The 24,772-nt window shown below is 64.6% G+C and carries 20 protein-coding genes; 4 read left to right on the forward strand and 16 right to left on the reverse strand.

Annotation, left to right across the window (positions count from 1 at the left end):
- Positions 1–39 precede the first annotated feature (39 nt).
- The 6 genes from AAFG16_RS33845 to AAFG16_RS33870 all read right to left on the reverse strand — a co-directional run bounded on the left by AAFG16_RS33845 (position 40) and on the right by AAFG16_RS33870 (position 6,231).
- Entirely contained in the window at positions 40–789 is a 750-nt protein-coding gene (locus tag AAFG16_RS33845; protein WP_283080787.1) for a phosphorylase, read from the reverse strand.
- Positions 786–2,768, reverse strand: a complete 1,983-nt coding sequence (gene shc, locus AAFG16_RS33850) for a squalene--hopene cyclase (RefSeq protein ID WP_342732290.1) — start codon at positions 2,766–2,768, stop codon at positions 786–788. The genes AAFG16_RS33845 and shc overlap by 4 nt, the downstream gene beginning before the upstream one ends.
- Before the next feature lie 63 nt (positions 2,769–2,831).
- Positions 2,832–4,088, reverse strand: a complete 1,257-nt coding sequence (gene hpnE / locus AAFG16_RS33855) for a hydroxysqualene dehydroxylase HpnE (RefSeq protein WP_342732292.1) — start codon at positions 4,086–4,088, stop codon at positions 2,832–2,834.
- The gene (gene hpnD / locus AAFG16_RS33860; protein WP_283080790.1) at positions 4,088–4,927 is read right to left on the reverse strand and encodes a presqualene diphosphate synthase HpnD; all 840 of its coding nucleotides are present in this window, start codon (positions 4,925–4,927) and stop codon (positions 4,088–4,090) included. The genes hpnE and hpnD overlap by 1 nt, the downstream gene beginning before the upstream one ends.
- Entirely contained in the window at positions 4,917–5,801 is an 885-nt protein-coding gene (hpnC, locus tag AAFG16_RS33865) for a squalene synthase HpnC (protein WP_283080791.1), read from the reverse strand. The genes hpnD and hpnC overlap by 11 nt, the downstream gene beginning before the upstream one ends.
- Before the next feature lie 190 nt (positions 5,802–5,991).
- Positions 5,992–6,231, reverse strand: a complete 240-nt coding sequence (locus tag AAFG16_RS33870) for a hypothetical protein (RefSeq protein WP_027558691.1) — start codon at positions 6,229–6,231, stop codon at positions 5,992–5,994.
- Between the two features lie 457 nt (positions 6,232–6,688).
- Here AAFG16_RS33870 and AAFG16_RS33875 point away from each other — a divergent pair, with 457 nt between their 5' ends.
- Both AAFG16_RS33875 and AAFG16_RS33880 read left to right on the forward strand, forming a co-directional pair.
- Positions 6,689–7,186 carry a hypothetical protein gene (locus AAFG16_RS33875; RefSeq protein ID WP_027558690.1) on the forward strand — a complete coding sequence of 166 codons (498 nt, stop codon included), beginning with the start codon at positions 6,689–6,691 and terminating at the stop codon, positions 7,184–7,186.
- Between the two features lie 87 nt (positions 7,187–7,273).
- Positions 7,274–8,119: a hypothetical protein gene (locus AAFG16_RS33880; RefSeq protein WP_342732297.1), complete on the forward strand. Its 846-nt coding sequence runs from the start codon at positions 7,274–7,276 to the stop codon at positions 8,117–8,119.
- 18 nt (positions 8,120–8,137) lie between these two features.
- Here the strand turns inward: AAFG16_RS33880 and AAFG16_RS33885 are convergent, their stop codons facing one another.
- The 5 genes from AAFG16_RS33885 to AAFG16_RS33905 form a co-directional block, all read right to left on the reverse strand.
- Entirely contained in the window at positions 8,138–8,929 is a 792-nt protein-coding gene (locus AAFG16_RS33885; protein WP_342732299.1) for a class I SAM-dependent methyltransferase, read from the reverse strand.
- A 73-nt stretch (positions 8,930–9,002) separates the two neighbouring features.
- Positions 9,003–11,369 (reverse strand): MMPL family transporter, encoded by a 2,367-nt coding sequence (locus tag AAFG16_RS33890; RefSeq protein ID WP_342732301.1) that lies wholly within the window; start codon positions 11,367–11,369, stop codon positions 9,003–9,005.
- A 205-nt stretch (positions 11,370–11,574) separates the two neighbouring features.
- Positions 11,575–12,357, reverse strand: a complete 783-nt coding sequence (gene eutC / locus AAFG16_RS33895; protein WP_342732303.1) for an ethanolamine ammonia-lyase subunit EutC — start codon at positions 12,355–12,357, stop codon at positions 11,575–11,577.
- Between the two features lie 6 nt (positions 12,358–12,363).
- Complete coding sequence (locus tag AAFG16_RS33900) at positions 12,364–13,950, reverse strand: B12-binding domain-containing radical SAM protein (RefSeq protein WP_342732305.1); 1,587 nt, start codon at positions 13,948–13,950, stop codon at positions 12,364–12,366.
- Positions 13,951–14,106: 156 nt separating this feature from the next.
- Positions 14,107–15,489 (reverse strand): ethanolamine ammonia-lyase subunit EutB, encoded by a 1,383-nt coding sequence (locus AAFG16_RS33905; protein WP_342732307.1) that lies wholly within the window; start codon positions 15,487–15,489, stop codon positions 14,107–14,109.
- Between the two features lie 220 nt (positions 15,490–15,709).
- On the opposite strand from AAFG16_RS33905, the gene AAFG16_RS33910 reads away from it, so the two are divergent.
- Positions 15,710–17,449, forward strand: coding sequence for a HAMP domain-containing methyl-accepting chemotaxis protein (locus tag AAFG16_RS33910; RefSeq protein ID WP_342732310.1), 1,740 nt, complete (start codon positions 15,710–15,712; stop codon positions 17,447–17,449).
- Positions 17,450–17,839: 390 nt separating this feature from the next.
- Positions 17,840–18,274 carry a low molecular weight phosphatase family protein gene (locus tag AAFG16_RS33915; protein WP_283080799.1) on the forward strand — a complete coding sequence of 145 codons (435 nt, stop codon included), beginning with the start codon at positions 17,840–17,842 and terminating at the stop codon, positions 18,272–18,274.
- Between the two features lie 442 nt (positions 18,275–18,716).
- Here AAFG16_RS33915 and AAFG16_RS33920 read toward each other — a convergent pair whose 3' ends face one another.
- From AAFG16_RS33920 to AAFG16_RS33940, 5 genes are all read right to left on the reverse strand, one after another.
- On the reverse strand, positions 18,717–18,980 hold the full coding sequence (locus tag AAFG16_RS33920; protein WP_342732312.1) for a hypothetical protein: 264 nt from the start codon (positions 18,978–18,980) through the stop codon (positions 18,717–18,719).
- 304 nt (positions 18,981–19,284) lie between these two features.
- Complete coding sequence (locus AAFG16_RS33925; RefSeq protein WP_342732314.1) at positions 19,285–20,742, reverse strand: hypothetical protein; 1,458 nt, start codon at positions 20,740–20,742, stop codon at positions 19,285–19,287.
- A 340-nt stretch (positions 20,743–21,082) separates the two neighbouring features.
- Positions 21,083–22,312 carry an acyl-CoA dehydrogenase family protein gene (locus tag AAFG16_RS33930; RefSeq protein WP_342732316.1) on the reverse strand — a complete coding sequence of 410 codons (1,230 nt, stop codon included), beginning with the start codon at positions 22,310–22,312 and terminating at the stop codon, positions 21,083–21,085.
- A 367-nt stretch (positions 22,313–22,679) separates the two neighbouring features.
- A complete protein-coding gene (locus AAFG16_RS33935; protein WP_283080802.1) occupies positions 22,680–23,891 on the reverse strand; it encodes an ABC transporter substrate-binding protein in 1,212 nt (403 codons plus the stop codon).
- Positions 23,892–24,088: 197 nt separating this feature from the next.
- Positions 24,089–24,664, reverse strand: coding sequence for an HdeD family acid-resistance protein (locus AAFG16_RS33940; RefSeq protein ID WP_283080803.1), 576 nt, complete (start codon positions 24,662–24,664; stop codon positions 24,089–24,091).
- Positions 24,665–24,772 lie beyond the last annotated feature (108 nt).

Below are 24,772 nucleotides of genomic sequence, written 5' to 3' on the forward strand. Positions count from 1 at the left end.
CGACCGGGCCTTTTCTTTTGCTCAGCGCGAAGACGTCGCTCAGGCCGCCTTGGACACCAGGACCTCGCTCTCGATGAGCTCCGTCCCGATCAGATAGTCGCGGCAGCCGCGAAGTGAGCGTAGCGCGCGATTGAAGTCGATGCCGGTCGAGACCAGCGCATGCAGCGTCGTCGGATTGCGCACGATGCCGCGCAGCACGGCCGGAAGGTCGATCTGGCCGTTCGGCTTGATCGCGGCACGGGCGAGCGCCGGCAGCGCACGGTGAGCGGGATCGCTGATGACGCGGACCGCGGCGAAGGGCAGCCCGGCCTCGGCGGCATAGGCAGCCGCGATGTGGCTTTCCATGTCGACGGCCGCAGCCCCGGTCTCGGAATGCAGCGCCGCCTTGCAGGACCGCTTCGTGACCACCTCCTCGGCGCCGGCGAGGCTGCCGCGCACCACGCGGCGGCGGCCCGAGGTCAGGCGGTCGATCAGGTCGTCGCCGAGCGACAGGCCTGCGGCCCAGCGGGTGTCGCCGGACAGCACCTCGGTCGCCAGCACGACGTCACCGGAGCGCAGCGTCGGATCGAGCCCGCCGGCCACGCCGAACGAGATCACGCCGCGAATCGTATCGGGATCGACCACCGTCAGCAGCGCGCGCAATTGGCTGGGGCTGCTGGACGAGCAGATGACGGCCATTCCAGGCCCGGCCGCGATACGGGCCTCCTGAACCAGTCCAGTCACGATCAAGATCGGCCGCGGATCAATGGCATTGCCCGCGGTAAAATAGTCCCCCGTCCCCAAAGTCACATTCCGACCCCTACCACCCTGCTGTTGGTGTTCCGCAAGTTCCGATACCGCGCCAGCGCCCACAGCGGAAAGAACTTTGGGTAACCATGATACCGTAGATAGAACACGCGGGGGAAGCCTGTGGCGGTGTACCGCAGCTCGTCCCACAGTCCTTTTTTGTTCTGTGTTGCAATCAGGTACTCCACCCCGCGGGCGACGGCCGGGTGATCAACCTCGCCTGCCGCCATCAGGGCAAGCAAGGCCCATGCCGTTTGCGAGGCGGTCGACGGGGCGGCCTCCCAGCCCTTGTAGTCCAGGCGGTAGCTGACCGCGTCCTCGCCCCAGCCGCCGTCCTTGTTCTGGATCGAGGCCAGCCAGGCGGCAGCCTTCCGCATCATCGGGTCCTTGTGGTCGACGCCCGCCATGTTGAGGGCGCAGAGCACGGACCAGGTTCCATAGATGAAGTTCAGGCCCCAGCGGCCATACCAGGAGCCCTCGGGATGCTGGGTCTTGCGGAGATAGGCCACGCCGTCGGCGACGTGCTTGCTGGTCTTCTCGGTCTCGCCGAGCTGGGCCAGCATGGAGATGCAGCGAGCGGTGACGTCCTCGGTCGGCGGATCGAGCAGCGCGCCGTGGTCCGAGAACGGAATGTTGTTCAGGTAGTATTCGAGGTTGTTGACGTCGAAGGCAGCCCAGCCGCCATCGTCGCTCTGCATGCCCTCGATCCACTCCCGGCCGCGGGCGATCGGGGCATCATAACCGGCGACGCCGTGCTCCCGGCGCATGCGGTCCATCGACATCACCACCACGGCGGTATCGTCGAGATCAGGATAATGGGCGTTGTTGTACTGGAAGGCCCAGCCGCCCGGACGCACGTCGGGCCGCTTCACCGCCCAGTCGCCCTTCACCTCGAGCTCCTGCTTCGGGATCAGCCAGTCGAGGCCCTGCCGGGCCGCGGGCACCGCCTTGTCGCCGCCGGCTTCCAGCAGCGCATGCGCGGTCAGCGTCGTGTCCCACACCGGCGAGACGCAGGGCTGGCAATAGGCTTCGTCGTCGCGGATCACCAGCAGCTTGTCGATGCCCCGGCGCGTCACCGCACGCGGCGGATAGTTCTCGTCCTTGCCGAGCGCGTCGTACATCATGACGATGTTGGCCATTGGCGGATAAATCGCGCCCATGCCGTCCTCGCCGTTCAGCCGCTCCTCGGTGAAGGCGAGCGCCGCATCGATCGCGCGCTGGCGCAGGCTCTTCGGAAACATCGGCTCGATGACACGCAGGATCGCATCGAGCGAACGGAATAGCAGGAACCAGGCCATGCTCTGATGCGGCGCCTTCGCCGTCATGCCGATCGAGCGCGGATCCTGCAAAAACAGCTCGTCGATGCCGACGCCCTTCGGATTCTTCGCGCGCGGCTTCAGCGCAGCGATCACCATCAGCGGCACCATGGTGGTGCGCGCCCAGTAGGAGATCTTGTTGAGGTGGAACGGCGACCAGAACGGCAGCAGCACGATCTCGATCGGCAGCACCGGCACCGCGCGCCAGGTCACGACGCCGAACGTCGCGAGCAGGAAGCGTGTGAAGACGTTGCTGTGAATCGCGCCGCCGCGGGCATGGATCGCCTCGCGCGCACGCACCATATGAAGCGCATCGACGGAGTCGCCGATCATCTTCAGCGCGAAGTACGCCTTCACGCTGGCGCTCATGTCGAACTCGCCGTCATGCACCAGCGGCCAGCCGCCATGGGCGCCCTGGACGCGGCGCAGATAATTGCCGATCTTGGCCTCGAGCACGGTGTCGACGGGCTCTGCGAGATAATGGCGGAGCAGGATGTACTCGGCCGGAATCGTGCAGTCGGCCTCGAGCTCGAACACCCAGTGGCCGTCCGGTTGCTGGAAGCCGAGGACGCCTTGCGTGGCCGACGCAATGCTCGAGTCCAAGGTCCTCGATTCCAAGGTCCTCGATTCCAGGACTTCGCGATTGGGCGCGTTCACGGAATCCATCTCGCTCGATTACTCCGATAGTTGATTGAAAATGACCGGGACATCCGCCCGTCAGGGCCGCTTTCAAGATCCTTTGGCGGCCAGAACCAGATCCGCGGCGCGGTCACCGGACCGGACCGATCCTTCGATCGTTGCAGGCAATCCCGTAGCAGTCCAATCGCCGGCAAGGAACAGGTTTTTCAGCGTAGTCGCCGGCCCTGGACGCAGGGCATTCTGGGCCGGCGTCGCCGCAAATGTGGCACGGCGCTCGCGCACGATCTGCCACGGCGGCAGCTCGCCGGACACGCCTGCGGCCTCGCAGACATCGTTCCAGATCGCCTGCGCCAGTTCCTCGCGCGGCATGTCGACCAGGCGGTCGCCATTGCTGATGGTGACTGAGAGCCGGTTCGGGAACGCGAACAGCCATTCCACGACGCCGCCGATCACACCGAGGATCGGCGCCGAACCGGGCGGCGGCTCAAAGCGGAAATGCGCGTTCACGATGGCGCGGAATTCGGTCGGCGTCTTCAGGCCAGGCAGCAGGCTCGCTGCCGCGCGCGGCGGCACCGCCATCACGATGACGTCGCCCTCGCCGAGCTGGACCACGTCCTCGCCGCCGAAATTCAGCGCGGTCACCTTGCCGTCGCTGCTGACGAACGAACGCAGCTCGTGGCCGAGCTGAACGGAATGGCCGCGCTCCTGCAGGAATTTCACCGCCGGCTCGATCAGCACGGCGCTGAGGCCGTCGCGCGCGATCAGCGGGCGGCAGGCCTGCCCGCCCGCAAGCAGCGTCTCGCGCACGATGGCGCCGGCAAGTCCGGCCGAGCCCTCGGGCGGATCGACGTTGAGCGCGGCAAGCAGCAGCGGCTGCACCAGGCGCTGATAGAGGATGCCTTCGCAAGGAATCGACTTGCCGACCAGCGTGTCTTCCGAGGCCCAGATCAGCGGCGCCAACTTGAGATAATCGGTGAGCCCGGTGTCGGGCACGCGGCGGCTTTCGTCGAGCACCCAGGTCGGCAGCCGGCCGTTGCCGAGATCGATCTGCCAGCGCTGCCCGGTCTTGATGTCGACGAAGGGAAACTGCGCGCTGTCAGGGCCGACGAGGCCGGCCTCGGTGCCGATCGAGCGCGCATAGGCGCGCGCATGGCCGTTGCCCGACAGCAGCAGGTGATTGCCGTTGTCGATGGTGAGATTGGTGGCGCCGTCGAAATAGGAGCGGCAGCGGCCGCCGGCCTGGTGCGTCGCCTCGTGCACGGCGACCTTGACGCCGGCATTGGCGAGCCGCACGGCGGCAGAGAGGCCGGAAATTCCGGCGCCGATGATGTGAGCTGTCTTTTGCATCAGATGAAAGCGTAGCGGAGCAGGATCAGCATGCGTGTGACCTTCGACACACGCACCGGTTCGCGCGGCGCGTTGAAACCGCGCGCGATCAGGAGGTCCAGAATGGAATGGTAGTACTTCGACATGATCCGCGGCGCACGCACGGCGCGGCGCTTGTTGCGGTTCATGATCTCGTCCGACTTTTCGAAATGCGCCTTGGCGCGCTGCGTCAGCGGCACGCAGACCTTCGGCAGCGCGCGCTCGGCGATCACGCGGTTCGGATCGTTGGAGGTGATCCCGGCATGCAGCAGCGCCTCACGCGGCAGATAGAGCCGGCCAAGGCCGGCGTCCTCGTCGATGTCGCGCAGGATGTTGGTGAGCTGGAGCGCGCGGCCGAGATGATGGGCGAGCAGGATGCCGTCCTCTTCCGGCAGGCCGAACACGCGCACCGACAATCGTCCGACAGCGCTCGCGACGCGATCGCAATAGAGATCGAGCGTCGCCATGTCGGGCGCGCGGATGTCCTGCGGCACGTCCATCTCCATGCCGTCGACGATGGCGAGGAAATCCTCCCGCTTCAGGCCGAAGGTCTTCACCGAGGCGACGTAGTCCTTCAGCCGCGGCGGCGGATTGCCCTGATAGAGCGCATCGATGTCGTTGCGCCACTCCTGCAGCGCGGCGAGCCGCTCGTCGCGCGGGCCGTCGGAATCGGCGATGTCGTCGACCTGGCGGCAGAAGCTGTAGATCTGGAACATCGCTTCGCGCTGGTCATGCGGCAGGATGCGCATCGCAGCGTAGAAGGAGCTGTTCGATGCGGTCGAGCCATAATTGGCGCCGGGCGAGGTCGCCTCAAGCGTCATGGGCAGTCCCCGGTCTGGAAATGGCCTTGCGCCCGATCGCGCGGCGGCCGACTTCGCCGATCATGCCGGCGAGGCTGAAGGTGAGCAGCTCGAACTTGTTCAGGTGCACGCGCTCGCGCAAGGGGTCGCGCACCTTCAGAAGGCGCACGATGCGGTCGGCATAGGCCTGGATCACCGCGACGTCGACGCCGAGGCGGAAATCCCGGATCTCCGCAGCTAGCGACCTGCCCTCGTCGAGCAGGGCCTCATTGCGCGCGGCAAGCGACTGAAGGCAGGCCAGCATGGCCGGCGGCGACTGCGCGAGCCCGAGCTGCTCGACCGAGGCGCCGCTCGCGGCCAGCGCATCGCGCGGCAGATAGACGCGGTTGAGCTCGCGGAAATCCTTGCCGCAATCCTGGAGATGATTGTTGATCTGAAGACCTGCGCAGAGCGCGTCCGACGCGGCCCAGGTCGAGGTGCTCTCACCGTGGACGTCGAGCATGAAGCGTCCGACCGGCATCGCCGAATAGCGGCAATAGTGGATCACTTCGTCCCAGGTCTCGTAACGCAGCTTGGTCACGTCCATGCGGAACGCGATCAGCACGTCGAGCGCATGGCGCGGCGTCATGCCGCGGTCAGCCAGCGCACGCCGCAGCGTGACAGCCTCGGCCTGGGTGTCGCCCTTGCCGAGCAGTTCCGCCTCGAGCAGGTCGAGATAAGCGAGCTTCTGGTCGGGGGGCAGCGTGGCGTGGTCGGCGATGTCGTCGGCGGTGCGGACGAAATTGTAATACGCCAGGATCAGGGCGCGATGACGCGGATGAATGATCCAGGACGCGACGGGAAAATTCTCGTCGCGGTCACCCTTGCCGGATCGCAATTCGCTCGCAGAGGTCATCGAGGGCTGATTTACAATCGTTTGGACAGGAAGGGGTTTTTCGCTCGCGCGGGCTCATGCCGGCGATGCCGCCGCGGCCCCCATATAGGGGAATACGGCCGCAAAACCAATCCTGTCTCTCGATGGCAGCCCTTCCAGATCCGCCCGAAAAGGCGGCTCCAGGGCCGCCTTTGTGGGCCAGTGGCCGAGCTTACTGGTTGTGGTTCTTCAGGACCTGGTCGCAGGCCTGCGAGATCTTGGCCCGGTTCTCCTTGAGGCAGGCCAGGATGGTGAAATCGCCCTGGTCGATGACCGGACGGCAGAACTTCTGCACGTCGCGCGTGCAGGCCTTCTGCTCGGCGTCCGTGCCGCGCCCACCTTGCTGCTGGGCGAATGCTGCCGTCGAAAGAGATGCGGACACCAGGGTGAGAGCGACGAGAAGCTTACGCATTGTATTCCTTCATTCTGACGGCAGAATCGCACCGATCCCGGACAGCACAGCGCGGAGACGGGAACGGATTGTTCTGATGGCAAGTCGCCGCGGAAGCAGCGGCCTCGGAGAAGGCACAAGCACTGGCAAATGCGGCCAAATTGGCGCCGCGCCTCCCAAATCAGGTCTTCCCTACGCTTTCATTGGCAGATGTAACAGGTTGATACTACGTCATAATTCTGGCACGTCGCGTTTTGCTTGGCACCTGTTGCACACCTGCATCTCTCCGCCCGGCTGTTTCGCCCAAAAACATGCGGAAATACGGGGAATCGCGATATCGGGGCGGCGCGAGCCGTCGTGAACCGCCATCTCTGGCGGCCGGGATTTGAACCTGAGACAGGCTCAAGGCACTAAACTTTCGATGTGGCGAGACGTTCTTCATCATAAGCGAACGTCGTTCCAAAACGGGATATTTGAGATGAAATTCTTTGGGCGATCTGGACTGGCAATCAAGGCGGCCGGCATCGGGGCTGCGCTGCTCTTCTCAGTTACGGCAAGCCATGCTCAGTCGTCCGGACCCTTTGCCGGTTTCGACGGCGCGTGGACCGGCACCGGCACGGTGTCGCTGTCAGACGGCTCCACCGAGCGCATCCGCTGCAAGGCCGACTACAAGGTCGCCGGCAGCGGCCTCGCGCTCAAGCAGGCGCTGCACTGCGCCTCCGACAGCTACAAGTTCGACCTGACCAGCGATGTCACGAGCCAGGGCGAGCGGATTTCCGGCAATTGGAGCGAGTCCAACCGCAACATCTTCGGCAATCTGCAAGGCACCGCCGGCGGCGGCCAGATCGACGTGTTCGTCGAGGCCAACGGCTTTGCCGCCAATTTGTCGCTGCGCACCAACGGGACCAAGCAGACGGTCCAGATCTCCTCCAAGGGTGAGATCCGCGGCGTCAACATCACGATGACGAAGGGCTGATTGCCCTTCTCGCGTTGGAAGGAACACGCCCCCGGTTCTCGCGAGCCGGGGGCTTTTTGCTGACATGAACGTGGCCGGATTGCTGAAATGGACCTAATCCGCAGACATCTTCTCAAGGCCGCCGGGCTCTTCGTGGCCAGCCGCGCCTTCGCCGACGATCAACCGCCAAATCGACAGGGAACGAACATGCAGCCATCCTCGGTGAAGCCGCGTTGCGTGCTCTGCTTTCTCGGCAAGGACGAGAACCTGCTGCATCCACCGAAGGCGGTGGCCAGTACGATCGCCGATTTCAACTTCGAGATCGACCGCACCTATTCGCAAGCCAAACCCGATCCGCATATGGAGCGATCGTTCGGCGTGTGCTGGGACCGCGTCTTCCCGAAAGCATGGTCGGCGGCCGACGAAGCCGCCGTGGCGAGCCACAAGGCGGTTCTCTACGTGCTGAGCCCGCCGCTGGAGCAGCAGAAGGCGGTCGCCTATTCGGCGGCAGCCTTGCGTATCGTCGAGGAAATGATCGAGGCCGGCGCCACCGCCGTGAAGGGCGAAAGCGCCGGCGTCGCCCATGGGCTTGCGCGGTGGCGCAGCCTCGCTGATCAGGCACGCACGGGCGCAAAGATCAGCCAGGGCCTTGGCATGACGCTCGCCCTCGCCAAGGCCTGTCGCCTTGCCTTCGCCAAGCGCCCGCTCGGCGGCGATCGCTATTTCGAGACCGTCGGCTATCACCTCGTCGGCCTGCCGGAGGTCTATGTCGCAAAATCGCGCGGCAACGAGTGGTCCGCGGTGATGCTGATGGAGGAAATCGCCAACGCGATGGCGGAGCACGGCATCGAGGCGACGCTGCGCGACCGCAAGCTCACGCTCTCGCGGGAGCAGGACTACGCGGAAGACGATTTCAAGTTCAATCCGTACGGGATCGTCCGCATCGAGACGTGAGCGCCGCACGCCGCCGGGTCAGTCCTTGCGCGCGACGCATTCGCACCGGCATCTGAAATAGACAGCGTCCGGATCGCGCCCCCAGGCGTCCCATCCGGTCAGCGCAGCCTGAATTTCAACATCCGTGGCGAGCCCCTTCCCGACAAGCTGCGGCCCGAGACCGAGCAAGCTCCGCCGCGCATCGGCGACGGCCTCGCTGCGGCTCACGGCATCGGCGCTATGATTGACATAGCTCGCACCGGCCCAGACCGGCGTAAAACCGTGAGCGCGAAGAATCGAACCCTGCCGCCGGCCGAAGCGAAGCGCGTCCGGATCACCGTGCTCGTACCAGCGCTGCCAGAGATCGAGCGCGAGGCGCACGCCATCGATGTCAGGATGAAGGACGTTGCCGCCGATATCGGCGTCACGCGTCGCGATGAGGCCACCGGGCTTCAGCAACCGCCGGGCTTCTGCCAGCGCTCGCGCCAGCACCGCATGGCTCTGATGGTAGAGCACCGCATGAAAGAACACCGCATCGAACGACTCGTTCTCGAAGGGAAGCGCGGTGATGTCGGCTTCGACAAAGGCCAGATTGGTCAAGCCTTCCGCTGCTGCCAGCCGATTGGCGGCAACGATCGCATTCGGCTCGATGTCGACGCCGACTGCCTTTGCGACGACGCCCGCGAGCGCCGCCGTGATGGTCCCGGGCCCACAGCCGGCATCGAGCAGGATCATGCCCGACGTCAGGAACGGGACGAGAAAGGCGGCGGAATCACCGCTCCGCTTCCGCTGAAACTCCACGATGGAACTGTCGTGCCGTATCGGCCGCATGAGCTATCCTCGGAACGAAAATCGGCGCAGTCGTTCAGACTGCGCCGATTCCATGTCCGGTGGATGAAGCCGCTCAGATCGCCGGCTTGTCGGGGCCCTGAAGCCTGGCGTGCAGGTTGATCAGCCACATCGCCGTCGGCCTGAGGATGAAGAGGTCGGCGACGAGCGCCATGACCATCGAGAAGGCACTGAGCCAGCCGAACAGCCGCAGCGACGGCAGGTCGGAGAACACGGTGACGACGAGGCCGCAGGCCAGCACCACCGTGGTCAGGATCAGCGCAGGTCCCACCAGCACGGTCGCCCGCTCCACCGCGAGCGCCGAGCCGACGCCGGGCTTACTCTCCAGGCGGAGGCGATTAAGGAAGTGGATGGTGGCACTGAGGCCGAGACCGAACGAGACGGTGAGCGCGACGACGCTGGCAAATTGCAATCCCTCGCCCATCGCCCACAGCACCGTTCCCGACATCACGACGGGGAAGATGCCCGGCAGGATGCAGGCGAACATCACGACCCATGAGCGGAAGGCAAGGCCGATGAAGAGCGCGACCAGCGCGAATTCAACCGTGAGGCCGCGGTTCAGCTTCTCGATCATGCTGGCGGAGTTGCGCGCGGCAATCGCGGCAAGACCGGTCACCGCGATCTCATAGCCGGGATGCTTCTTGCGAACGGCGTCGAGCTCGGTATCGAGCTTGTCGACGATCGGCAGCAGCTGGCTGGAATCCTTGTCCGGCACGCGGCCCGCGACCACGACGGCATCCTGCTCGGCGTCGATGAAACGCCGCACCAGATGCTCGGGGATGACGCTGACATATTCCTTCAACGTCGCGACGTCGGCGCTGCCGGCCTTTTCCGCGAGCCAGCGGCGCAGGGTCTCGAGCGACCAGACGTTGCCGACCCCGGCCGCCTTCTCCACCGTCGCGTGCACGTCCGCGATGGTCTGGAGCGTCTCCGGCGAATACAGCGTCTCACCCTTGGGGAACTGGATCAGCACGTTGACCGGGTTGGCGCCGGTCAGCTTGGCGTCGAGCCGGTCGCTGGCGGCGACCGCCTGGCGCTTGTCCGGGACCTGGTCGGCGAGCCGATAGCGCGGCTCCAGATTGGCGTAGATGACGCCGAGGCCGCCGACGAACAGCACCGCGATCAGGCTGAACAGGCCGGGCCGGCCGACCATGCGCACCGCGATCCAGTAGCAGAAATTGCGCAGCGCCTGCACGCCGGCATCGGCGCCCTGGAACTTGACCGCGAAGACCTTCTCGTTGCGCACGAACAGCACGCCGAACACCGGCACCAGCGACAGCACCGCGACCAGCGCGATGATGGTGGCGGCAAGGCCCGCCTCGCCGAACTTGCGGATCAGGTCGGAGTCGGAGAACTGGAGCGCGATGAAGGAAATGCCTGCGGTGCCGTGCGTCAGCACGCAGGCTGGCCCCACCACCAGCACCGCGTTCTTGAATGCGGTGAACTTGTCCTGCCCTGCGATCAGCCGGTCGCGCGCGGCGAAGGTGAGCTGCATCGAGTCCGAGAAGCTGATCACCATGATGAGCGGCGTCATCACGTTCAGGAACATGTTGAGATTGAAATTGGCCCAGCCGAGCGCGCCGAGTGCCAGCAGGATCGCGATCATCGGCGGGAACGCCGCCGCGATCATGAAGGAGATCTTGCGGAAGAAGATGATGGCGATGACGCAGCCGGCGAGAATGCCGAGGATGTTGTAGGTCAGCCCGTCGCGCTCGACCGCGTTGCGGATCTCGAGCTGCATCACCGGCACGCCGGAGAGCTGCACGTTCAGCCCGGTATCGCCGAGATCCTCCTTCATCAGCGCGCGGATGTCGCCGACGGTCTTGGTCAGCTTGCTGGAGGCGACCACCTCCGGATCGAGCGAGAGCACGATCAGCGCCAGTGTGCCGTCCTCCGAGAGCAGCTTGCCGCGGATGATCTCGTTGTTCTTGACGGTCTCGATGAACTTGTCATAGGCCGCGCCCTCGGGCAGCTCGGGCGGGAACAGCGCCGCCGGCAGCTTGCCCGGCGCCGGTGCCTGGCGCGCCGAGAACAGCGAGACGAGGCCGCGGGTGCCTTCGACCAGCTGCATGTCGGTGATGAAGTCGCGCAGCTTCTCGAGGTTGTTCCGCGCCAGGAGATTCTTGCCCTCGACCACGACGAGGACGTCGAATTCCTCGGCCGGGAACTTCTTGGTCACCTCTTCATACTGCCTGAATTCGCGGGTGTCGGAGCGGAACAGCTGCGACAGCGAATCGTCGATCTTGATCCGGTGGATGCCGAACACGGCGCCGACGATCAGCGCGAGCAGGATGATGCAGGAGACGATCGGCGCTCGGACCGCGATCAGGCCGATGCGTTCGAGCCCAAAGGCGATCGAGGACGCAGGTCCCTGCTCGACCTTGTCGACATGAACCTCACTCTCGCTGTGCTTTTCGAGCATGCCTTATCCAGTTCCTAAATCGGCTCAAGCTGTTGGCTTATGGCGTCCCGCGAACGGCTTGAAAATGCCATACCAATGGGAGGCTTGCCCTTTGAAATTGCGCGGAAAATCGCCGGCAGCGGTTTAGCAGGTCAAAAGGCCTTTTCGCAAGCAGGCGGAGGGCGGCCGAATCGATCAAGATGCGGCGATTTTGCCGGAATGCCCGTCATTCGGGCCGCGCCGTACCGATTCGACGCGGCGCGCGGTCGGCGCTCTCGTCCTTCAGCGCCACCCCGGTGACCTCCCGGGCCAGCCCCTCGCGGACCAGCCAGGCGATCTTGAAGGCGGCCTCGTCATAGCCCAACCCGGCCTTGTGGATGTTCGAGACGCAATTGCGCTCGGCATCGCTGCGGCCGGGCTTCGGCGCGAAGGTCAGATAGGCGCCGAGGCTGTCGGGCGCCGACAGGCCGGGCCGCTCGCCGATGAGCATCACGACCATGCCCGCACCGAGAATCGCGCCGATCTCGTCGCCAAGCGCCACGCGCGCGCCTGAGGCGACGACCAAACGGCCGATCGCGACATCCCCTTCCGCAAGCAACGGCTGCAGGCTGGCCACCAGCGCCGCCGCATGGGCGTGGACCGCCGCTGCCGACAGGCCATCGCCAATGACGATCGCGAGCGGGCACGGCGTGGAAGCACTTCGTGCCAGTAGCTCAGCCGAGCCGGCATCGAGCTGTCGTCCGAGATCCGGCCGGCGCAGATAGTCCCTGCGATCGACCGCCTGGCTGCTCGCCTCGGTGACGACGAGGCCGAGCGCGCGGAGATCGGCAGCGAGCCGCGGCGCATCGAACACCGCATGCACGGCGTCGCGCGCGCGGGCATGATCCAGCGTGAAATCGAGTAGGGGCTTGGTCGGCACGCTCGCGCCGCTGCGGCCGAGCGCAACGCGCGCGGGTGTGAGCGACCTGAGATCAAGGGTCGGACGGCGCGGAACGGCCGGATCAGACATGTCGCATCATTCTGCGGGAACGGCAGCCTCGCGCAGCCGCAGCGAATAGTTCGACGCATTCTGCTGGCCGCTGGAGGCCGCGCGCGCGAAGGTGATGAGATGGTGCGCGATCAGGGTGCAGCCGATCAGGCCTTCGAGATCGCCGCGCTTGATGCGGCCTAGCGCGAACTTCCAGAACACGCGCCTGTAGTTGCCGAGCACGCCGACTTTCCAGAAGATGTTGCGCATCATGACGAGACCGCGCCGGATGTTCGGCCAGGTCTTCATCTCGTCCGGCACCGGTATCTTGAGGCGGTGGGGATAGACGTGATCACACTGATACTGGAAGCGCGCGTAGACCTTCTCGGGCTCGTAGGCGACGGCCATGGCGTGCTTCCAGGACGCGACGACGTCGTCATAAGGCAGCAGGAAGTCGACGTTGGAGTCGCGCCCGTCATCGTCGATCAGGCGCCCTTCCCGCTCCAGCCGGTCCCACAGCGGCGTCTTCGGCAGCGCCTGAAGCAGGTTGATGGTGAGCAGCGGAATGCGCGATTCCTCGACGAAGGCGAGCAGCGCTTCGGATGTATTCGGCTTGTCCGTGTCCAGGCCCATGATGATGCCGGACACCACCTCCATGCCGTAGGAGTTGATGGTGCGCACACCCTCGAGGATCGGGACCATCATGTTGTGGTCCTTGTGCATCGCCTTCAGCGCGTCGGGATCGGGCGTCTCGATGCCGCAGAAGATGGTGATGAAATAGGCCTCGCGCATCTTCTCGAGGATCTCGGGCCGCTTGGCGATGTTGAGCGTGGCCTCGCAGGCGAGACGCACCACGTAGCCGGTCTTCTTCTGCCATTCGATCAGATGCGGCAGCAGGTCCATCGCCGCCTTGCGGTTGCCGATGAAATTGTCGTCGACGAAATAGACCGTGTCGGTCATGCCGCATTCGCGCAGGCGGTCTAGCTCGGCGATGATCTGCTCCGGCGTCTTGATGCGCGGGTTGCGGCCGTAGAGGCCGGGGATGTCGCAGAACTCGCACTGATAGGGACAGCCGCTGGAATACTGGATGCTGCCGAGGAAGTATTTCTTCACATCGGCGAGCTCATAGGCCGGGATCGGAAACTCCGTCATCGGCACGCGGTCTTTGGTGGTCAGCACCACCTGTTCGTCGGGACGCGAGGTGTCGCGCGAAAGAATCTCGATCAGCTGGTTGGTGGCGTCGCCAAGTTCGCCGACATGGAGATAGTCGAACGACGGATAATCATCCGGGCAGGCGCTGACGGAGGGACCACCGAGCGCGACCGGCAGATCGAACTCATGGGCGCGGCGGCAGATGTCGTTCATCTGCTGGCGCTGGATGTGCATGCCGCTGACGAAGACGGCTTCCGCCCATTCGAACTCGTCCTTCGTGGTGCGGCGGAGATTCTCGTCGACGAATTTGACCTGCCAGTCCTCAGGCAGATAGGCGGAGATCAGCAGCAGGCCCTGCGGCGGCATGAAGGCGCGGACGCCGTCGGTCAAGGGATAGGAGTGCTCGAACGTCCCGAACGACGAGGTGTATCGCGGAAACACGCAGAGAATCCGCCGGGCCGTACCGTTGCTTTCAACTCGCATCAAAGCTCCCCCAGCCACGCTCGACAGATGGTGCGGAAATTGCCAGCAGACACATAGCGTAACGCTGCCGCCGGAATTTCTCAATATTGTGGCAGCATCTTAATTCGCAAAGCCTGCCAATGGTTTCCTCTCGGGGATCTGGGCGCTTCAGCGCCCTCATGCGATCAGCCGCGAGGCAAAATCGGGCAGCAGGCCTGCATCGCCGGCAAGGCGGAAATCGGCGCCTGCAATGCCTGACTGCACCAGCCAGTCGTCGAATTCCGGGGCACGGCGCAATCCGAAGACGTCGCGGACATAGAGCGCGTCGTGAAAAGACGTGGACTGGTAATTCAGCATGACGTCGTCGGCGCCGGGGACGCCCATGATGAAGGTGACGCCGGCCGCCGCGAGCAGCGTCAGCAGATTGTCCATGTCGTCCTGGTCCGCCTCGGCATGGTTGGTGTAGCAGATGTCGATGCCGAGCGGCAGGCCGAGCAGCTTGCCGCAAAAATGATCCTCCAGCCCGGCGCGGATGATCTCCTTGCCGTCATAGAGATATTCCGGGCCGATGAAGCCGACCACGCTGTTGACCAGCAATGGCGCGAAGGCGCGGGCGACCGCATAGGCGCGCGCCTCGCAGGTCTGCTGGTCGACGCCGTGATGGGCGTTGGCCGACAGCGCCGAGCCTTGGCCCGTCTCGAAATACATCACGTTCTCGCCGACCGTGCCGCGCCGCTGCGACAGCCCGGCTTCTCGCGCCTCCTTCAGCAAGGCGAGGTCGATGCCAAAGCTGCGGTTGGCGGCCTCGGTGCCCGCGACCGACTGGAAGACGAGGTCGACAGGCACGCCCTGCCCGATCAGCGACAGCGTCGTCGTGACATGGGTGAGCACGCAGCCTTGCGTCGGGATCTTCAGCCGCGCGATGATCTCATCAAGCAGCCGGAGCAATTGCGCGATCACGGCAGGATCGTCGCTGGCCGGATTGATGCCGATGCAGGCATCGCCGGCCCCCAGCAAAATGCCGTCGAGGATCGAGGCGGTGATGCCCCTCGCATCGTCGAACGGATGGTTGGGCTGAAGCCGCGTGCTGATTCGGCCCTTGAGGCCGATGGTGTTGCGGAAGGCGGTGGTGACCTCGCATTTCCGTGCCGCCAGGATCAGGTCCTGGTTGCGCATCAGTTTTGAGACCGCAGCCGCCATTTCCGGGGTGATGCCGCCCGCCAGCTTGCGCAGGACCTCGGGCGTCGCGGCATCCGAAAGCAGCCAGTCGCGGAAGGCGCCGACCGTGAGCGAGGAGACCTGCGCAAACGCTTTTGCGTCGTGGCTGTCGATGACGAGGCGGGTGACCTCGTCGGCCTCATAGGGGATGACCGCTTCCTGCAAGAACTGCCCGAGCGGGACGTCGGCCAGCGCCATCCGTGCCGCGATCATCTGCTCGGCGCTGGCGGCGGCGATCCCGGCCAACCGGTCGCCGGAGCGCGGCGGGGTTGCCTTGGCGAGCAGGTCGCGCAGATCGGGGAAAGTATAGGTCGTGGCATCGATGGTGTGGCGGTAGACCAAGGGCCTCTCCGGGACTCGTCGGCCAGCGGCCGACTCCAGGGACTATCCTGAAACTATACCTTCTGATCAAGACGCTGAAATATCTTACCTTTCTTTCGACTAAGGGCGAAGGGGGCGACGGCGCATGTTAACGCTGCATCCACCTTCGTTCTGCATAGTTTTGCATCAATTCTAGACGACCGCACTCTCCGGCCGCTCCCGGCCATTCGGGCTCCGCACCATGACATCAGACCGATCTGGGAATGCCGCCGGGCTGGCAGGCCGTTTCACGCTGACCGCCAAGCTCTATGCGATCTTCGCGCTGTTTGCCCTGCTGACGGCGGCGATCGCGATGCTGTCCGACTACAACAGCCGCCGCAGCGCCGAGCTAACCAGCGCGATCGAGACCGCGAACGCCGCCGCGCTGAACGTCGAGCGGGTCAATTCGCTGGTCTACGCGGTCGTGATGGAGTCGCGCGGCGTCTACATGTCGACCGAGCCTGCCGTCGTGAAGAAATACGGCGATGGCCTGCTCAAGTTCAACGCGCAGATCCTCGAGGTCGTCAAGCGCTGGGAGACCATCGTCAAGGCGGACGATGCCGAGCAGTTCGCCACCTTCAAGAAGCGCATCGAGCAGTTCGTCGAGTTCCGCAAGGAGCTGGTGCGCCGCGGCGTCGAGATCAATGCAGCCGCCGGCCGCGAATGGGGCGACAACGACGCCAACCGCGCCGTGCGCTCGGCGTTGAACAAGGATCTCGAGGCGCTCTCCAAGGTCTATGCCGAGCGCGCCAAGCAGATCGCGCACGAGACCGAGACCAACCGCACCCTGTCCTTCGTCCTGACCTGCCTGGGCGGCGTGGCGCTGGTGCTGGTCGTGATCGGCATCGTCATCATCGCCCGCTCGATCGCGCGGCCGCTCTCGGCCATCACCGCGACCATCAAGCAGGTTGCCGACGGCGCCGAGGATGTCACGGTGCCGCACACCGAGCGCGCCGACGAGATCGGGGCGCTGGCCCGCGCGATCCAGGTCTTCCAGGAGGCCATGGACCGCAACCGCAATCTGGCCTCGCAGGTCTCGCAGGACTCCGCGACGCGCGAGGAGCGTGCCCGCCACATCGAGACATCCGTCGAGGCGTTCCGCGAGGCGATCGGAGCGATCATGCGCGGCCTCAGCGACAACGCCACCGTCATGCGCGAGACCGCGCAGACCATCACGCGCGCCACGGCGAACGCCAGCGGCCGCGCCGGCACGGCGGCCAGCGCCACCGAGCAGGCTTCAAACAACGTCACCGCGGTGGCGGGCGCGGCCGAGGAGCTGTCGGCGTCGGTGGAGGAGATCGGTCGTCAGGTGCGGCAGTCCGCGAGCGCCGTCGAGCAGACCGGCCAGCGCACCGAGAAATCGATCGCCGAGATCGAGAGCCTAGCTGCCGCCACCCAGCGCATCGACGGCGTGCTCAATCTCATCCAGGCGATCGCCGAGCAGACCAACCTGCTCGCGCTCAATGCCACCATCGAAGCCGCCCGCGCTGGCGATGCCGGCCGCGGCTTTGCCGTGGTCGCCCACGAGGTGAAGGCGCTGGCGGGCCAGACCGCCAAGGCCACCGCCGAGATCGGCGAGAACGTCTCGATGATCCAGAGCTCCACCCGCAACGCGGTCGACGCGGTGCGCGAGATCGGCGGCGCGGTGCGCGAGATCAACGAGGTCACCTCGGCGATCGCCGGCGCCATCGGCCAGCAGGACCAGGCCACGCGCGAGATCTCGTCCAACGCGCAAAGCGCGGCGCAGGGCAACGAGACGCTGGTCGCCAACATCACCTCGCTGCGCGACGCCATCGGCGAGACCGACACGGCGGCATCCTCCGTGCTGACCGCCGCGAGCAGCCTCACCGCAACGGCCGCAACGCTGTCGCGCGAGGTGGAGACGTTCTTCCAGAACCTGCGCTCGGGAGCGGCCGACAGCCGCATCGCCAAAGCGGGATGACAAGGCGGGATGACAGCGGTTCCGCCCGCTCCAACAAAATATCGAAAACAACCCCATGCACAGTAGCCGGGGTGAGCCTTATCAACGGCTTCGCTGCCCCGCGCAGCGGTTGTGCGGATTTTACGAATTCCTTTTGACACGTCGGGCAAAACACTGGCATGATGTCAGTATGCCGATCCTGCCCGTAGCCGCGCGATGCTTCCATTCCTCATCCCATCACTCCAGCGCTGGATATGCATTCCCCCTCGAAGAGTGCGTCAGGTCGAATGTCCAGCACTTCATCGAAACTTCTATCTGGCGACGTACTATACGGGCTAGTCACGCAGGCTGCCGCAAACGGCAAAAGACGATCATCGCCGAAAGCACAACTCAATGAACAAGAACAATCGCGTGCTGTTTCTCTGCACCGGCAATTACTACCGCAGCCGTTATGCCGAAGAGATCTTCAACCACCGCGCCAGGCGCGAAGGACTGGATTGGCTTTCCTTCTCGCGCGGCGTCGCCGAAGCACTTTCGCCGGAAAACGTGGGCCCCATCTCGATTCATACGCTGGACGCCCTGCAGGCGAAGGGCATCGCGCCTGATGGCGCTGCGCGGAATCCGGCGCTGTGCACGACCAGCGACTTCGCGGACGCGGCGCTTGTGATTGCGCTGAAGGATGCCGAGCATCGCCCGATGATCGAGCGCCGCTTTGCCGGCGTCGCCCATCGTGTCGAGTACTGGGACGTGGATGACATCGAGTATCTCGATGCGCCAACGGCGCTGGGCAAGATCGATGAGCTCGTTGGGCAGCTGATCGGGAGCCTGCAAAGCCGCTCCCGATAGACGGCGTTGCTCCGCCGTCACACCGTCAGCAACGTCTTGATCGCGCGGCGCTGGTCCATCGCGCGCGTAAGGAGCTTGCGCGCCGGTGGCAGCCCTAGAGCATCATGGAAGCGAGGACGATCAGGCCGATCGCGGTCAACCCCCAAGCCAGCGAATGCATTGCCCACGGCCGCATCGTTGTACTCCGTCCGGATCTCCTGCGCTCAGCATGAAACGCCCGGGCGACACGCACGGCTTGAGGTAGATCAATGATTGAAGATGAGCGCAGAGACGACGGCCACAGTGAAAGCACCGGCCGCAATGGCGATGACGCGCAGGAGAAGCTCGTTGCCCATGCCCAAGACTAACATGGGTTAAGCCGGGCAAATTATGCAGTTTGTGCCAGAATGGACCGTTCGGACAATGCGCCGCTTCGATAGGCCGGGTTAGTCCGCCGTTGCGCCTATTTCGGCAGACATTCCACATTGTAGGCGATGATGATCTGGCTGGGGTCGGCCTTTCCCAGGCTCTTCAAATCTTCTAGGCCACTCTTCAGCCTCTCGCCTGCGTGGCTCAGGCTGGACTCGAGCGTCGTCTTTGCCGCCCTGCATCGCTCTTCGTTCGAGAACTCCTGAAACACGACGGTCGGCAGCAGCCGCCATTCCGCCTTGTCGTTCGTTGCGGCCGGACTGACCGAATAGGAGAAGACGTACATCAGGACCCACATTGTGCGGCTCCAGTGAGATGCAGACGAAACCGTACGGGCCCTATCGCGCCACGCGGCGCCGTGTCCTGCTTGATCCAGATCAACGAATGATGGGTGGGTCTCGCGGCCTGCGCAGCCATTCCCGTGGCGCAGGCCTCGACAACGAAAAGCCTCGGCATGGGGACCGAGGCTTGCGATCTAGCCCACGTACATCCGGCGAACCGATCGTCGATGCAAAGGTTAGCCGCGAATTTTGAATAGATGATGACGGACTGGCATCGACAAAATGTCGCGCCGGGTCGGAACCGGATCGCGCATGGTGGGACTATCGTTCCGAAATCGCTTTTTGATCGACGAAGATCCGAACGCGGCCGATATCCTCGACCTCACGATAGTGGCTCAACTCGAGCTTGAGCTCGGGATCCGAACTGGCCCAGGCCAGCCAATCGAACGGAACCGAGCTCAGCATGTAGGTATCCACCAGAATCACGTCGGGGCGGCCGCTTCGCAGGTCAGCCAACAGTTGCCGCCGTTCGAAATCGATGATGCCGTCCAGCTTTGCCCGCTCGCTCTGACTGAGCTGCGGGTTTCTCTGCTGCATCATCGCGCCGGCCGCCAGCATTTGCACACAGGCATTGCCCGCCCAGGTCCCCTTGATCTTGCGGACGAGCGGATGCCCCAGAGCGATGTGATCGGTGATCGTGATCAGCCGCGGGTTTTTGACGAGGCCCGCGATACGCTCCTCCAACGGAGGAAAGTGCCGGACCGGCACGGACAGGCAGAAGCCGATGAACACGATGGCAGCGAGGCCGCCGATCATGACCGGCAGGCGCAACGTCCTCGCGCGAACATGCAGCAACGGCGCGGCGATCGCAAACATGCAAAGCGCGAATGCCGTGTAGGTCCAGCCCTTGCCTTGCAGAACGAAGCTCGCGGCGCCGCCAACGGCTGCGGCGAGCCACGGGGTTGCCTCGCCGTCCAGCTTGAAGTGTTGCGGAGCGACCAGGCGCAGAAACGCGATGGAGGCGAAAATCACGATGGCCGGAAAGTAAAGCAGATCGCCCAGATTCATCCTCAACGGCACATAGGTGGCCGCGACCATCGGAGCATAGGTGAACAGATACTCGGGAAAGGCGAGAGCGAGCACCGCGCCGTAGCAGATGACGACGGCTGCGGCTGCGCACGCTTCAGCGGTGAACAAGGGCCTGAGCGAGCGCTGGCGCAAGGCGGCAAGGATGATCGGAACGCCTGCCACGAGCGCGAGATGCGGCTTGATGCTCATGGCGAGCCCGGCCCCCAGCCCCGCCACGACCGCAACCGGTCCGGGGCCAAGGCCGCGCCAGCGGATCGCGGTAATCGCGACGAAAGGGGTCAGTGCAATGACGGCGATGTGCTCGCGCTGTCCGAACACGGCGCTGGGAAGGATTGCGAACAGGAAGGCGAGCAGGCACGTCGCAAGACTTCTCTCGCCAGCCTCCAGCCCTGCCGTCACGGCAGCGCGGTCGATCACGACGAGCGCGCCGACGATCTCGATCATCACCAGGATGATCACGAAGATCTCGGGCGCAAGGCCGGTCGCACGCGCCAGCATCAACGCGGGCATGTAGAGGTAGACCGAGAGCGGCGGATTCACCTCGAAGACGTTGACCCCGAGCTTGCCGCCGTCCAGGACCTTCTCGCCTCCGGTCAGCAGGCAGCCCAGATCCGCGTTGAGAACGACGGGCATCTGAACAAGCAAGGCCGTCAGCAGGATCGCGGCCACGATCATCCAACGGTGCTTCATGCTGAAATTGCTTCCTGACAGACCCGGGGCGCGGCCGCCTCTCGTGAGGCCGGCAGAAGCGCTCTCCGCGGGCGGGAGCAGTCTATTCTCTTCACCTGCGTGAACCTGCCGTAGAGCGCGCTCAGCGCCACTCTCAACAGTAGTCGTTACTATTGTGCTACAATGATCTGAAACAATGCTGCGATAGCCTCGAATAATGCCCGTGTCATTACCGGAGGCAGGGCACCGGCGGCCTTCTCATTCTCGCCGATAACATAAAAACATAACATATAACAACAACGTTGCGCCGGCGATCCTGCGGTGCCCGACTGCGCATCCGTCTCGGCCGGCGGCTAGCGGCCTACCTCATCACCCCGCCGCGCTTGATCAGCTCCTTGCCGACCGCGGCAAGGTGCACCTGATCCGGCCCGTCGCCGATGCGGATGAAGCGGGCGTAGACGTAAGCACGCGCGAGGAACGTATCCTGCGAGACCCCGGCGGCGCCGTGGATCTGGATGGCGCGGTCGATGACGCGCGCGGCCATGCTGGGCACCACGATCTTGGCCGCGGCGATCAGATCGCGCGCGGCCTTGTTGCCCTCGCGGTCCATCTTGTCGGCGGCCTGCAGCGTGAGCAGGCGCGCCTGCGCGATCTCGCAGAAGGAGTGCGCGATGTCCTCGCGCACCGAGCCCTGCTCGGCCAGCGGCTTGCCGAAAGCAACGCGGGAGACCGACCGCTGGCACATCAATTCCAGCGCGCGCTGGGCGCAGCCGATCAGCCGCATGCAGTGATGGATGCGGCCGGGGCCGAGCCGCCCCTGCGCGATCTCGAAGCCACGGCCCTCGCCGAGCAGCATGTTCTCGGCGGGCACGCGGACATTCTCATAGACGATCTCGGGATGGCCGACCGGGGCGTCGTCGTAGCCGTAGGCGAGCATGTCGCGAATGATGCGCACGCCGGGCGTCGCCTTCGGCACCAGGATCATGGATTGCTGGCGATGGCGGTCGGGATCATCGGGCGCGGTCTTGCCCATCACGATCAGGATCTCGCAATCCTCGTTCATCGCACCCGAGGTGAACCATTTGCGACCGTTGATGACGTAGTCGTCTCCGTCGCGTCTGATCTCGCACTGGATGTTGGTGGCATCGCTGGAGGCGACCTGCGGCTCTGTCATCGAGAAGCCGGAACGGATGCGTCCTTCCAAGAGCGGCTTCAGCCAGCGCTCCTGCTGCGCCTTGGTGCCGTAGTTTGCGAGCACCTCCATGTTGCCGACATCGGGGGCCGAGCAGTTGAAGACTTCGGGCGCCCAGAGGATGCGGCCCATGATCTCCTTCACCGGCGCATAGTCGAGATTGGAGAGACCCATGCTGTTAGGGTCTTGGCCGTGTTCGCCTGACAGAAACAGGTTCCAGAGCCCCTGCTCCCGCGCCAGCCGTTTCAGGTCCTGAAGCACAGGCGGCGTCTTGTAGCGCGCGGCCTCCGGCTTCACCTGCTCGTAATAGAGCTCCTCGACCGGCTCGACATGGGTCGCCATGAACCGGCGGACGCGCTGCTGGAGCTCCAGCGAACGGGCGGAGTGTTGAAAGTCCATGGTGGTCTCCTGTTCCCTTCTCCCCTTGTGGGAGAAGGTGGCGCGAAGCGCCGGATGAGGGGTCTGTCTCCGCAAATTCAAATGCGAGTCAGCTCGCTGAGAGAGACCCCTCACCCGGCTCGCCGCTTCGCGGCGATCCACCCTCTCCCACAAGGGGAGAGGGTGCACCGCCTCTGCGGCCGTTAGTCAGTCTCGTAGGGTGGACAAAGCGACCTGTCCGCCGTAGCTCGAAGAGCGAAGGCGGAAGCGTGCCCACCATGTCTCTTGAATCATTGATAGGTGGTGGGCACGGCGCAAGTGCGCCTTTGCCCACCCTACGGCACCGAACGAGTGGAGAGAGCCCGCTCACCCCACTCGTTGCCCCGCTTCACGTCCCGCGCAAGAGCTCGCTCGCGACGACCCAGTCGTTGCCGTCGAACTGGAGCATGTAGCCGTCCTTAATCGGGCGGAAATCCTGCGGCGTGGTGTTGAGGGTGATGCCAGGCATCAGCAGCGAGAGCGGCACGTTCTTCAGGTTGGCCGCCTGCGCCATGATGTTCTCGCGCGTCAGATTGTCCTTGCATTGCTTCAGCAGCACCACCAGCGCCTCGGCGACGGTGTAGCCGTAGAGCCCGGCGACGTTGTTGATGTCGGCATTGGGCAGGCGCTTCTTCATGAACTCGATATAGGCCGTCATCGCCGGATCGTCCTTCGGCTGCTCGACGAAGGGCTTGAGCGAGCCGAGCGACAGCACGCCCTTGCCGGCATCGAGGCCGGCAGGCGTCATCACCGTCGCCTTGTTGGCGCAGCCGCTCGCAAGGAAGCGCGTCGGCTGCCAGCCGACCTCATGCGCCTTGCGAATCGCCTGGGCGCAGGCGCGCGGTGTCACCGAATAGATCATGAAGACGTCGGCCTTGGTGTTGGCGAGCGTCAGCACCTGGGAATCGACGGTGGGATCGGTGACCTCGAAGCTCGACGCCATCGCGATCGCCTTGTCGGCGTCGGCGCCGAGCGCCTCCTTGACGCCGCGGAAATATTCCTTGCCGGCGTCGTCGTTCTGGTAGAGCACGGCGAAGCGCGCATTCGGGTTCTTGGCGCGGGCATAGGCGACGTCGATCGCAGCCTCGCTGGTGTAGTTGGGCGCCCAGGGCAGCGCCATCGACCACGGCATGTTGGCGGGATCGTTCCACTTCGAAGCCGAGCTGATCAAAAAGATCTGCGGCACCTTGTTGCTGTTGAGATATTTCGCGATCGCCGAGCTCGGCGCGGTGCCCATGGTCGCGAAGATGAAGGCGACCCCGTCGCCTTCGACGAGGCGCCGCGCGGCCTCCATGGTCTTGGGCGGCGAGAATGCGTCGTCGAGCGAGATCAGGTTGAGCTTGCGGCCGTTGACCCCGCCCTTCTCGTTGACCTCGTCGAAATAGGCGGAGATCACCCGGCCCGTGATGCCGAGCGGCGAAGCCGGCCCGCTATAGGGCATGGTGTTGCCGATCTTGATCTCGGTGTCGCTGACACCAGGACCGTAGGATTTCTGCGCGAACACGGGTGTGGACAGGCAGGCGGCAGCTAGCGCTGCGGCCAGGGCCCAAGCGGCTTTCATGGTTTCTCCCCGATGATTTTCGCCGCGCGAGGCGACACGCGGCGTGCTGCTTCTTGTCAGCGCGTCAGATCAGCGGAGTTCCGCAAGAGGGTCTTGCGTCGAGTTGCTGGTAGCTAGTGCCTCAGGTTGTTGCTTGAGCATGATCTTTTCGGAAAACCGCCGCGCACTTTGCGCCAACGCGGCCGTCCGGGTCCGGATCATGCTCTCCGCTTCAGGCTCAAGCCGAGGCCGATCCAGCCCGCGCCCGCCATGATCAGGTCGATGCCGAGGAACAGGCCGAGGATGTAGACGCTGTTCACCGGCCAGCGCGCCACGATCAGCAGACCAAGCAGCAGCGTGATGGCGGCCGAGAGTGCCACCCACACCCACGGGCTTTCGCGCTTCATGCTGAAGGCGAGAAACAGCCTGACGGCGCCGGAGGCGATCAGCGATATGCCGAGGAAAAGCGTCAGCAGGACTGCCGCGAATAGCGGGTTCTCGAAGGTGAGGAAGCCGGCGATGACGTAGAGCACGCCGAGCAAGGCCCAGATCAGGAACTTGCCCCAGCTCTTCATCTGGAACGCACCGATGATCTCGGTGGCGCCGGCGACGATCATCATGGCGCCGACCACGATCACGCTCGCCACCGTCGCCATCACCATGCTGCCGAGCGCGATGAAGCCGGCGATGAGATAGACGACGCCGAGCGCGACGATCCAGCCCCATTTGGCGTGAAGCGCCGTGATACCCGAGCCGAGGCTTGAAGGATGAGTCGTATCCGAAGCACTTGTCATGGCGGCCACTCCTGCATGCAAGCCCGGAGGCACACGCCAGGATAGCACGAGCCGAGCCGGGGCGACAGCATCAGAGCAGCCCTCAGCGACAGCAACATTGACGCAAAT

Source organism: Bradyrhizobium sp. B117, assembly GCF_038969555.1.
In the GTDB taxonomy this organism is placed as follows: domain Bacteria; phylum Pseudomonadota; class Alphaproteobacteria; order Rhizobiales; family Xanthobacteraceae; genus Bradyrhizobium.